1 protein-coding gene is annotated in these 12,673 nt (G+C 66.0%); it reads right to left on the bottom strand.

Features of this window, described 5'->3' with window-relative positions:
• Positions 1 to 9 precede the first annotated feature (9 nt).
• Positions 10 to 12,615 (bottom strand): non-ribosomal peptide synthetase/type I polyketide synthase, encoded by a 12,606-nt coding sequence (locus tag M1B35_RS23955; RefSeq protein WP_268263287.1) that lies wholly within the window; start codon positions 12,613 to 12,615, stop codon positions 10 to 12.
• Between the last annotated feature and the right edge of the window lie 58 nt (positions 12,616 to 12,673).

Below are 12,673 nucleotides of genomic sequence, written 5' to 3'. Positions count from 1 at the left end.
GGCCATCGGTCAAAGTTCGGATTTCTGGTCGCGTTTGCGGCGGCGGTCGTTGTCCAGGCGGGTGCGGCGACGCTGTTCAACGTCCAGTGGCTCGACTGTTGCCGGCCCGTTGGCCGATTGCAGTGAACCCAAGTGCGCCGCCAAGGCCGCGAGGCTGGTGTGGTCGAACACGTCAGTGACCGACACCGCCAACTGCAACTGGTCCATCAACTGCCGACGCAGGCGGATCAGGTCCATGGACGAAGCGCCCAGTTCGAAGAAGTTGGTGTGCACCGGCAATTCATCGCGGCCCAGCAGTGCGCCGAGCATCTGGCTCAGGCGTTGCAGCAAGGCATCGTCCGCCGCCAGTTCCACCGTTGCCGTTGCTGCCGTGCTGGCCCGTTGCGGCGGCGCCTGGTGCGCCCAGCGATTGGCCGGCAAGCTGCCTTGTACCGGTTGGCGCCAGACGTTTTCATCACTCGCCAGGCGTAGCAGCAGGTCGTGGTAGCTGGCGAACATCGCGTCCAGCAAGCCGTCGGGGAACAGCGCATCCACGCTGTCCCAGTTGAACACCAACTCGCCATCGCGCTCGACCACTTGCTGGTCGATCCACACCTGTGGGGTCTGGCTGATGCCGTAGACAAACTGCCCGAGCCAACTTTCTCCATCGTCACCCCGACTCGCCACGCCCAGGCCGCTGGTGAACACCACCGGCATCGCCACCGCTTCCAGGCGTCGGTTGCGGCGTGCCGCTTCACGCAGTACGCGCACTGCCGAGACTTGCATGTGCTCAAGGTCGGCCCAGATCTGCCGTTGCAGGGTCAGCGCCTGTTCTTCAAAGGCACGCTCGGTATCGCCGTCAAACGCCAGCAGTACCAGCGAGGTGAAATCGCCGATCAGGTTGTCGATGTCCGCATGCACGGCAGGGCGGTTGAACAGCGTCAGGTTGAGGGTAAAGCGCCGGTCGCGGCACCAGTTGCTCAGTACTTCACCGTAGGCTGTCAGCAACAAGGCGTTGGCGGTAACGTTACGCGCACTCGCCTGGGCTTGCAGGGCTTGCCACTGGGTGGCGTCCAGGCGCGCTTCACGGCGGGTGAAATGCGGCGGCGCGATCACTGCGCCGTTAACCTGCGGCAAGGCCGGGCCAGCGGGCAGGGTTGCCAGCTTGGCTTGCCAGTACTCCAGGGAGCGTTGGTAGGACGTGCGCAATTCAAGCTGTTCGGCCAACAGCACGTAGTCACGGAAGCTCGCGCTCAGCGGCGCCAGGGTTTCAGTGGGGCGACGGGCGAGGGCCGACCATTCGGCCAGTAACGTGCGCATAGAGCGCCCGTCGCAGACCAGGTTATCGAGGCTGATAAACAGGCGCACGCGGGTGTCGCTCATCTGCGCCGCACGCACCGTGAACAGCGGCCAGGTGGCGGTGTCCGGGACTTCGTGGGACAGCTCCAGGCGCAGCACGCCCATCCAGTCGCTGACGCTGCCCGACGAGGCCTGGCGCAAGTCAGTGAAGGCGATGGCGTACGGCGGCACGTCTTCCAGCACTCGTTGCATGCCGTGCTCGTCGATCACCGCGCGCAGCATGTCGTGGCGTGCGACCAGGTGTTGCCAGGCGCTTTCCAGGGCCTGGAACGGCACGTCGTCGACCTCGATTTCGGCGTACAGGTGGGTGGAGACCCCGCCCAGTTCGAAGCTCTCGTCGCGCCCAATCCAATAGGCTTGCTGCACATCGGTGAGGGGGAACGGCGCATACCGGTTCTGCGGGTCCGGCACCAGTGCCGGCAAGGCATCTTCATAGGCCGGTGCCTGGGCCACACGCTCGGCGAAGGCCGCCAATTGCGGATGATCAAACAGGTCGGGCAGCGACACGTGGGCATTGAGTTCATGGCGCACCCGTTCGATCAGGCGCACCGCGATCAGGCTGTCGCCACCCAAGTCGAAGAACTCATCGCTGGCGTCCAGGCCTTCGACGCCCAAAAGCTTTTCCCAGATCGCCACAAGGGCGGCGGGTACTTGGCCGCTTGAGCGTTGTTGCGCATGACGGCGGCTGCCTTGGCGGCGGCTGCCGGCCTCAGCGCGGGGCAGTTGCTGGCGCATGACTTTACCGGTGACCGACAGGGGCAGGCGGTCCAGTTGCATCAGGCTCTGCGGCACCATATAGGCAGGCAGCAAGGTCGCCAGGTGCTCGATCAGGCGGCGCGGAGCAAAGCGCGACACCCGATCGACCTGACGCGCCAACAGCAAGTGCATGCCGGGGTTGGTAGCGTCCACGCTCAGTGCTGCGCTTTGGGCAAAGCCCGCGGCGTCAAAGGCTGCGCACCATTGTTCGGCATCCAGCAACGCCAAGCCGGTTTCACGGCGCTGGTCGGCAAAGCGCGTATAGCCGCCTTCCAATAGGGCCACAGTGGCCAGTTGGAAGTCGCTGTTACGTGTGATTTCCGGTGCGACAAGCAAACCGCCAGGCGCCAACAGGCTGGAGATGCGCCCCAGCAGCGCCGGCACATCGTCGGTGCGGTGCAGGGCGTTGAAGGCGATGACCAGGTCGAACTCATGTTCGGCCATGCCTTGGGTGGCGGCCGATTGTTCGGCATCGAACACCCGGCAGCTGAGGCTGTGGCAGGCCTGCCAATGGGCGTTGTCAAACTCGCTGCGGGCCTGTTCCACCAGCAGCGCGGCGGGGTCAGTCAGGGTGTAGTCCAGCGCAGTCAGGGGCAGTTGGTTGAGCAACTCGCGGGTCGCGACACCACTGCGGGCGCCGATTTCGAGGATGCGCACCGCACGGCCCAAGTGTTCGCCACAGGTGCGGATGACTTCGGCCAGGCCCGCCAGCGTAGCGGCTGACAACGGGTTCATGCGCGTCATCTGCTCCGGCGCCAAGGTCTGGTCGGCGCCGTAGAACAGCTCCAGCGCGCTCGACTCACCGCGCAATACCGACAGGCGCTGCTCGGCACCGCCGCGCAAGCGCAGCAACACGCTGCGTGGCAGGCCGAAGCGCTCACCGGCCGGGGTCAATTCGGCCCAGTCGGCGGGCGTGGCCGGCGCCAGGGTCTGCGCCCACGACTGCACCAGTGCGCCAAACTCGGCGCTGGGCCGCACCGCCTCAAGGCTTGAGCCCGCCGCCTGCAAGGTGTCGCGCATCATCTGTTGGCCCATGCGATCCATCAGGGCCCAGAACGCTTCAAGCGTGTCGGTATCGCCGCTGGCCATGACCCCGTGGGCGGCCTCTGTCAGGTGTGCCCAGCGCTGGCGGTTGTGTTCGCCATCGCTGCAGAGGGTTTCAAACAGCGGGTTGTCACCGGCATGCGGCACCACCCATGCGGCCAAGCGCTTGTTGCCACGCGCCGGGCCGACCGCGTCGACCACCGCATCGCGTACACCTGGGTGGCGCAACATCGCACTTTCGATTTCCCCCAATTCGATACGGTTGCCAGCGATCTTCACCTGGAAGTCACGGCGCCCGAGGAACTCCAGGGTGCCGTCGGCCCAGTAACGCGCCAGGTCACCTGTGCGGTACAGGCGCTCGCCGTCAGGGTGCTCGATAAAGCTGGCGTCGGTCTTGGTCGGGTCGTTTTCATAGCCCAACGCCAGGCCGATGCCGGCGATGTACAGGTCGCCGGTGACGTAGTCCGGGCAGTCGCGTAGGCGGCTGTCGATCACGCGATAACGTTGGTTGGCCAGCGGGTAGCCGTAGGGGATGGAAGACCAGTGTTCAGCCACCGCCTCGACGTTGAACCAATTGGACCAGATCGACGCCTCGGTGGCGCCACCCATGGCCACCAGCCGGGCTTGCGGGGCGGCAGCGTGCAGGCGCGGCGGCAGGTGCAGCGCAATCCAGTCGCCGCTGAGCATCACTTGCTTGAGGTGGCTCAGTGCAGCACCGCTGGCTGCTGCTTCGTCAAGGAACAGTTCCAGTAAGGCCGGCACCGAGTTCCACACACTGACGCCGTGACGCTGGGCCATGTCGAGCCAGTGCGCCGGGTCGCGTACACCGCTTGGTTGTGGCAGCACCAGGGCGCCGCCGACGGCGAACAGGCCAAACATGTCGTACACCGACAGGTCGAAGTACAGCGCCGAGAGGCCCAGCACACGGTCGTTGGCGTCGATGCCGAAGCGGCGATTGATGTCGAGCACGGTGTTGACCGCGCCGCGATGATCGATCAGCACGCCTTTGGGCGTGCCGGTGGAGCCCGAGGTGTAGATCACATAGGCGTGGTCCAGCGGGTCGCGGAACACATACGGCGTCTGGTCGTCCCAAGCCTGGGCGGCTTCGGGGCTGGCGTCGAGTACCGTCACGGAGAGTTGTTCGGTCATCTCCTGCACAATCGGCAGGCAGTCGCTCTGGGTCAGGATCAGCGCGATGCGGCTGCCTTGCACAATCGCCGCCAGGCGCGCTGCCGGCGTGTCGGCATCCACCGGCACATAGGCGCCGCCAGCCGCCTGGATCGCCAGGCAAGCCGCTACCTGTTCGGCGCCTTTGCGCATCACCACCGCCACCCGGTCACCGCGTTGCACGCCATGCTGCAACAGGCCTTGGGCCAAGCGTCGCGACCAACTGGCGAGCGCGGCGTAGGTCCATTGCCGGCTGTGGGTTATCAGGGCGACGGCCTGCGGGCTGCGTTCGGCCTGGGTGAAGAACAGTTGGTCCAGGCACAGCGGCGAGACCTCGGCGTCGGTGGCGTTGATGTGTCGGCGCACGGCGATTTGCGCTGCCGGTAACAAGGCGGCCACGGGCTGTTGCCACAGCTGTTCGTCGTCGGCCAGGCGTTCCAGCAGGTGGTTGTAGGCCTCGAACATTGCGTCCAACACCCCCGGCTGGAACAGCGCTTCCACCGCGTCCCAGTTGTAGATCAATGCGCCTTCCAGCTCGCACGCCTGGTGATCGAGCCACACTTGCGGGGTTTGGCTGATGCCATAGGTGACCGTACCCAACACGCTGGCCTCGGCGGCGCCCTTGGTGGGGTCGCTCATGCCCAGTTGGCTGGTGAACACCACCGGCATGGCGATGCTGTCCTGGCGCTCGCGGCCACGGTTCCATTCGCGCAGCACATCCACAGCGCTGAAGGCGCGATGTTGCAGGTGATCCAGTACCGTGCCGTTGACCTCGGCGGCGCGTTGGGCCATGCCCAGTGGGGCGCTGTAGTCCAGCGGCAGCAGGGTCACGGCGGTGAAGTCACCGAGCAGGCGCGGAACATCGGCGTGCCACGGCAGGCGGTCGAAAATCGTCAGGTTGAGGGTAAAGCGCGACTCGCTGCTCCAGGCCGCCAACACCTCGCCAAACACGCTGATCAACAACGAGGCAGGCGTGCAGCCGGCGTTCGCCGCAAAGTCACGCAGGCGCTGCCACACCGGCGCGCTCAGGCGATGCTGACGACGGCTGAAGGTCGGGCTGGCCTGGTGCAGGGCTTCAGTGCGCAGCGGCAATTGCGGGGCCGGTGGCAGCGCTTCGATGGCCTGCAGCCAGAACGCCTTGGCGGTGTCCCGTGCGGCACGCCGCGACTGACTGGTTTCATACTTGGCCAGCACATAGTCGCGGAACGAGATGTCGAACGGCGCAAGACCTGCGACAGCGCTGTCGTTACCGGCGCGGTAGAGCGCGGCCAACTCTTCCCAGATGATCTGGCCGCTGGTGGCATCGTTGATCAGCATGTCGATGCCGATATGCAGGCGCACGCCGGCATCCGGCAGACGGGTCACGCGTACGTCGAACAGCGGCCAGCACGCGGCGTCCATGACCTGATGGGACATATGTTCGCGCCAGTCGGCGAAATGGGCCTGCACCGTGGTTGCATCAGCCGTGCGCAGGTCAGCGATGCGCAGTCGGTAGTCGGGCACCTGGCTGAGGATGCGCTGGCGGCCGTCCTCACCGATGACGATGCGCAACGCGCCGTGGCGCTTGACCAGGGTATTCCAGCAGCGCTCCAGCAGGTCCAGGTCAAGGCCGCCTTGGGTGTCCGCTTCCAGGTAGGCGTGGCAGGCCACGCCGCCCAGGGCGTAATGGCCCTGGCGCCCGATCCAGTAGGCGTGTTGCAACTCGGTGAGGCGGAATGGCTGCGCGGCGTTGAGCGGGTCGGCGACGATCACTTCATCGGTGGTCGGCGCCGCCTGGGCGTCGTTCGATTGCAACTGTTCCAACAAGTATTCGGTCAGCCCGCCGGGGGTATTGCGTTCAAAAATCGCCTTGAGTTCGCAACGCACGCCCAGGCCGCTTTCGCAGCGGCGTGAGAAGTCCATCACCAGGATCGAGTCCATGCCCAGCTTGAGCAGTTCAATGTGGTCTTCAAGCTGTGCCGGGGCGACCCGAAGGGTGCGCGCCAGTTCGGCAATGACAAACCCATGCACCGCCTCGCGGCGCTCAACCGGGTTCATTTGCGCCAGGGAACTGGCGGTGCTCAGGTCGCTGGTCGACAGCGTTTTAGCCGACTGCGCAAAGCAGCGCTCAAAGGTGCTGCTGGGGTTGTAGAGGGCAAACAGCGGCACAAATTGCTGCCAGTCGACTTCCACCGCAACCCAGGTGCCATCGGTGCTCAGGTGCGGGTGAGCAAGCAACGGACCGAGGGTCGCCAGGTAGCGCGACGGCGCCAGGCGCTTGATACCGGCGGCGCGCAGCAGTTGCAGCAGCGAGTCATCGACTTCCGACATACCGGCACCGCCGCCCCACGGCCCCCAGGCCACCGCCAGGCCGGGCAAGCCCTGGGCGCGACGGTTGCGAATCAGCGCGTCCTGGAAGGCATTGGCGCCGCCATACGGCACTTGCAGGCGCGAGCCCCACACCCCGGAGATCGACGTGAAGCACACAAACCAGTCCAGCGCACGCTGCTGGCTGTGCTGATGCAGGTGCCAGGCGCCGGCTATCTTGGCGTGGGTGACGGTGCTGCAATCCTCCTCGGTCAGGCTGGCCAGGTCATTGAAACGGCTGGTGCCGGCGCAATGGAAGATACCGGCCAGGGTGTCGCCGTTCTGGTCAATGTGGGCAAAGGCACTGGCCACTTGCGCCGCGTCGCCGACGTCGCAATCCAGATGCTCGATACGCACGCCTTGGGCGCGCAGCAGTTGCAGGCGTGCCTGCCAACCGGCGGGTGCCGCACGCCGCGCCAGCAACAGCAGATGGCGGGCGCCGTTGGCCACCAGCCAGTCAGTGGTGTGTCGGCCCAGGGCGCCATAGGCGCCGGCGACCAGGTACACACAGTCACTGCGCACGCTGGCGCTGGTGGTCAGGTCGCTAGCCGGCTGGGGTGTGAGGCGTGGACGCGACCATTGGCCGTCGCGCAGGGCCAGGGTTTCTTCCTTGCCGAACACGCTCAGCAACACCGGCAGGGCCGCAGCGATTTGCGCCACCAGCGCGTTGTCGTCAAGCGCCGCCGCCAGGTCAAGTTGCACCCATTGCGGCCCGGCGTACTCCAGGGACAGCGGCCGCGAAGCGCCGGACAGCGCCGCCTGCAACGGGTCGCAGGGCTGGCCATCGAGGCTTTGCGCGGCCAGGGTCGGCAGCACAATGCGCGGCTTCTTGCCCGCGCGTTGCAGGCTGCGCACACACTCGGTCAGGTGCCAGACGTGCCGCGAAGCCAGTACGGCATTGGCCTCCGTGGCCTGGGCGCGAACCCCGCCCAGGTAAATCAGCAGGTCCTGGTCCTGCACGTGCGCCGCCTCTGCGTGCCATTGTTGCGGCGATAGGTTGTGTACGCTGTGCCCGGCGCTTTCCAGTTGGGCCATCAGCCGATTGCCCAGGCTGGCGTCGTCTGCGACTAGCCAGCAAACCGGTGTGGCTGTTTCGCGTTGGGGTTCAAACGCCTCCCATTGCAGGCGGTACAGGTCCACTGGATGGGCCGCCGCACGTTGCGGCTGCGGTTGCAGGGCCAGGGGTGTACGCGGCGCGTCTTCGTCGTATTCCAGCCAGTAGCTCTGGCGGTCGAATGGGTAGCGCGGCAGTTGGCGTGCCGACGCCTGTGCGCCGGGCCACAGGGCATCGAGGTCCAATACCTGGCCGCTTTGGTACAGGCTCGCGCAGGCTTCCAACACGCTGCGCAGGTCTTCACCCCCACGGCGCAGGCTGGCGACACAAGGGACCGGGTGCGACCATTGCTGGCTTTGCTGATTGCGCTGGGCCATAGCGCCCAGCACTGCGTGGGCGCCGATTTCCAACAGCACGTCGCAATCTGCCGCCGCCCGCTCCAGGGCCTGGGCAAAACGCACCGGCTGGCGCGCATGGGCGACCCAGTAGTCAGCGTCCGGCGCTTGCAACAAGGGCTCGCCGCTGAGGGTGGAAATCACCGCAACCTGCGGCGCCAGCCCTTGCACTGTGCTGCACGCCTCACGCCACGCTTCGAGCATTGGCACCAGCAACGGCGAGTGAAACGCGTGGGACACCGCCAGTTCGCGGCTATGCCGGCCTTGGCTTTCCAAGGTGCTGCGCAGCTGTTCGATGGCGGCGCGACTGCCGGAAAACACCACATCGTGCGGGCCGTTGATGGCGGCAATCGACACCTGTTCGGCCAGGGAAGACGGCAGGTTGGCCAGGCACGCCTCTGCCTCGGCCTGGGGCAACATGGCGGCGAGCATGCTTCCGGATTCTTGCAGCGCTTGCATCAGCGCACCGCGCTGGACGATCAGGCGGGCGGCGTCGGCGAGTGTCAATGAGCCGGCGATGACCATCGCCGCGAACTCGCCAATGGAGTGGCCGACCATCAACGCAGGCGTCACGCCCAAGCCTTGCCACATCGTCGCCAGGGCATAGCCGGTGGCGAACAGCGCGGGCTGGGCCATGGCGGTCTGGCGCAGGCGTTCTTCTGCGCCGACGTCATGCATCAGCGCGATGATCGATTCACCCAAGTGGGGCTGGAGCGCGGCGTCCACCGCATCCAGCGCCTGGCGGAACAGCGGCTGATGCGCATACAGGCCAGCGGTCATCCCGGCGTATTGCGAACCTTGGCCGGTGAACAGGAAGCCGACTCGCGGCGCACGCGCTACCGGCTCGTCCAGTTGCGGCGCGCTGGCCACGCGTTGCAGGGCATCGCGCAGCTCTTCGGCTTGGCTGGCGACCAGTGCGATGCGGTATTCGTGAGCATCGCGGCGGTGGGCCATGGCATTGGCCAACGCCGACAGATTGCACGGTTGCGCCAACGCGCTGTGGTAGGCCGTGGCCAGTTGGCGCAGGGATTTTTCGCTGCGCGCCGACAGCACAAAAAGGGCCGGGGCCTCGCTGTCAGAACCCGTTGGTGCAGCAGAGGCTGCCGGTGCCTGTTCGAGGATGATGTGCGAGATGGTCCCGGCAAACCCGTAGGAGGTCACCCCGGCGCGGCGAATGGCCTGGCGCAGCGGCCACGGCGACAAGCGCGTGGGCACATGCGCCGGGATCGCTGCGAGGTTGACCAGCGGGTTGATCTGCTGCAACGCCACGGCTGCGGGAATCAAGCCGTGTTCCAGGGCCAGTACGGTCTTGACGATCCCGGCGGCACCGGCGGCGGCTTCCAGGTGGCCGATATTGGTTTTGACCGAGCCGAGCCACAGTGGGTCATCCTCGGCACGGCCCTTGAACACATCGGCCACCGATTGGTACTCGATCGGGTCACCCAGGCGCGTGCCGGTGCCGTGCAATTCCACATAGTCGATGTCGCCGGGCACCAGGTTGGCGCTGTTCAGCGCCCGTTGCAGCAGGCGTCGCTGGGCATCGCCATTGGGTGCCGACAGGCTGCTGCCGGCGCCGTCCTGGCGCACCGTGGTGCCACGGATCACCGCACGCACTTCGTCACCGTCGGCCAGGGCATCGCTGAGGCGCTTGAGCACCAGCACCACACAGCCTTCGCCGCGCACATAACCGTCCGCGCTGGCGTCGAGGGTTTTGCAGCGGCCGTCCAGGGCAAGCATGCCAGCCTTGTGCAGCACGTGGTCGACTTCCGGCAGCAGTTGCAGCTTGACGCCAGCCGACAAGGCCATGCCGCACTCGCCGGCACGCAGGCTCTGTACCGCCAGGTGCAAGGCGCTGTGGGAGGCCGAGCACGCCGTGTCCACCGCCATCGACGGGCCTTCCCAGCCGAAGGTGTACGACAATCGCCCGCAGGCTGCGGCAAACGAGGTGCCGGTGCCCCAATAGGCATCGAAGTGGCTGTCCTCGCCGCTGATAAACGGGATATGCCCGTAGTCGCCGGTACCGATGCCCACAAACACCGCGCTGTCGCTGCCGCGCAAACGTGTGGGGCGCAAACCGGCGTCTTCCAGCGCATGCCAGGCCGTTTCCAGCAGCAGGCGCTGCTGCGGGTCGGTGTTCATCGACTCACGCGGCGACATGCCAAAGAACGCCGCATCGAACTGATCGACTGCATTGAGATAGGCGCCGAATCCGGGAATGTCCGTGGGCGTGCGAAAGCGTTCGGAGGGCATCGGGCGAATCGCGCAGCCAGCGGTTTGCAGCAGGTTCCAGAAGGCCTCGTCGGTGTTGGCGTCCTGGCCATTGGCACCGGGCAAACGGAAGGCCATGCCGATAATCGCAATGGGTGCCTGGGGAGCGGCGGGCGGTTGCTCACGCAGTGCCGTGGGTTCGGCTTGAACCTCGGGGCTCAGTTGCTTGAGAAGCCAGGCGGCGAGTTGGTTGAGGGTCGGCTGTTCGAACAACACCTCTTCGGCCACCGCGAGGCCCCACGCCTGTGCCGCCTGTGCACCGAGGCGCACGGCAGACAAGGAGTCCAGGCCATAGTTGAACAGGCTGGCATCCGGTGCGATGGCGCGTGCGGCGACGGTGCCGAGGGTAGCGGCGGTTTGCTCGGCCAGCCAGGCCACCAAATGAGTGTGTTGGGCTTGCGGGTTCAACGCCTGCAACGCCACCAGCCGTGGATTGGACTGGGGCACACTGCCTTGCGCATCGACCCACAGGGATTGCAGCTCACCGGCCAAATAGGCATCACGCACCGCGCGGCGACGTACCTTGCCACTGGTGGTACGCGGCAGGGTGCCTTTGCGAATCAGCACCACCACCTGGGTTGCCAGTTGATGTTCTTGGGCAATTGCGCCGCGCACCTGGGCGGCGATTGTCTGGTAGACCTGCGCATCATCGCCGGCCTGCTTGAGGGTTTCCTGGACGACGACCAGGCCCTCGCACTCGTCATCGCCCTGCAGCGCAATGCTGAAGGCCGCGCCACTTTCGGCGACGTTGGCGGCGTGGGCCGTACCGCTGGTGACTTCAATATCGTTGGGGTAATGGCATTGGCCGCGAAACAGCAGCATGTCCTTGAGGCGTCCGGTCACATACAGGTGGCCGTCGTGCAGGAAGCCCAGGTCGCCGGTGCGCAGGAATTCACGGCCCGGCGCCTCGGGGGTGTGGGCCTTGAACAGTTGCTGATTCAACTCGGCCTTGTCCCAATAGCCGCCGGCAATGCACGGCCCGTTGATCCAGATTTCCCCCACTTGGCGCTCGGCCAGCGTGGCATGGCTGTCAGGGTCAACGATGCGTACGTCCTGCCCGTCGTAGGCGCTGCCATTGCTGACATAGCGCCGCCAGCCCGGGGCTACAGGCTGTAGGGGCGCCGGTTGGACGATGGCGTCACCTTGTGCCAAGGCGTTTGTCTCGACGTCGATCTGGGTCACAGGCCCGTCTTCAACGCTGGCGCTGACCAGCAACGTGGCTTCGGCAAGGCCATACGCCGGCTTGATGGCATGGGCGGCGAGGCCGTAGGCGCCAAACGCAGCCTGGAACGCCTGGATTTGGCTGGGCAACACCGGTTCAGCGGCAGGCATTACGCAGCGCAGGCTGGAAAGGTCCAACTGCGCAAGGCGTTGCGGGGTTGCCAGTGCCGCCTGTTCGGCACACAGGCGCAAGGCGAAGCTCGGGCACGGCAGTGCAGTGGCGCGCTCGGCGCTGGCGACTTCCAGCCAGCGCAACGGGTCGGCCATAAAGGCCATGGGCGACATGTACACCGCCCGATTACCGTAGGCCAGGGGCAACAGGATGCCCATGATCAGGCCCAGGTCGTGGAACAGCGGCAACCAGCTGACCACGGCGGTGTCTTGGGGCGCGCGGTCCTGGGGGCGGGTGAGCTGAGCGAGAAATTGCAGGTTGCGCAGCAGCGCGCCGTGCAGGTTGACCACGCCCTTGGGTTCGCCGGTGGAGCCCGAGGTGTATTGCAGGAATGCAGTGGACTCGCCATTCAGCGGCGGGTGGACCCAGGCACTGGGATCACTTGCCAACTCATCGGTGTGCAGGATCTGCAACTGATGCTGCGCCGCAAAGGCGTGCAGGTCATCGCTGCAGCTCTGCTGAATCCCACGGCTGGTGATCACTGCCGTCGCACGGCAATCGCGGGTGATGTCCGCGACTTTGGGCAACACCCGCCGCACGCGGCTGACACCCGGCAGGTTGACCGGCACGCCGATCACCCCGGCATACAGGCAGCCGAGCAGGGCGATCACGTAGTCGATGCCGGAGGGGAACAGGATCAGTGCGGTCTGGCCGCTTAGGCCCTGCTGCTGCAAATGCGCGGCGCAGGCCCGGACCTGGCGCGACAACTCGCTGTAGCTCAGGCGCAGGTCCGGGCCGCCGGGCTTGCCGACAAAGCACAGTGCCTCGTGATGAGGTTGGTGCTGGGCGTGGTGTTCGATGCAATCAACCAGGGTCGCGTAGTGGGCCAGGGTTTCAACCGTACGGATAGTCATGGTGGTTTCCTTTGAATGCCTGCCTGTTGCGCCGCCCCATTTCGGGGTAGGCGATCGA

The organism is Pseudomonas morbosilactucae (assembly GCF_023241665.1).
Taxonomy (GTDB): Bacteria; Pseudomonadota; Gammaproteobacteria; order Pseudomonadales; family Pseudomonadaceae; genus Aquipseudomonas; species Aquipseudomonas morbosilactucae.
The sequence above is the reverse complement of the archived record's forward strand: the minus strand, read 5'-3'. Positions and strand labels throughout refer to the sequence as shown.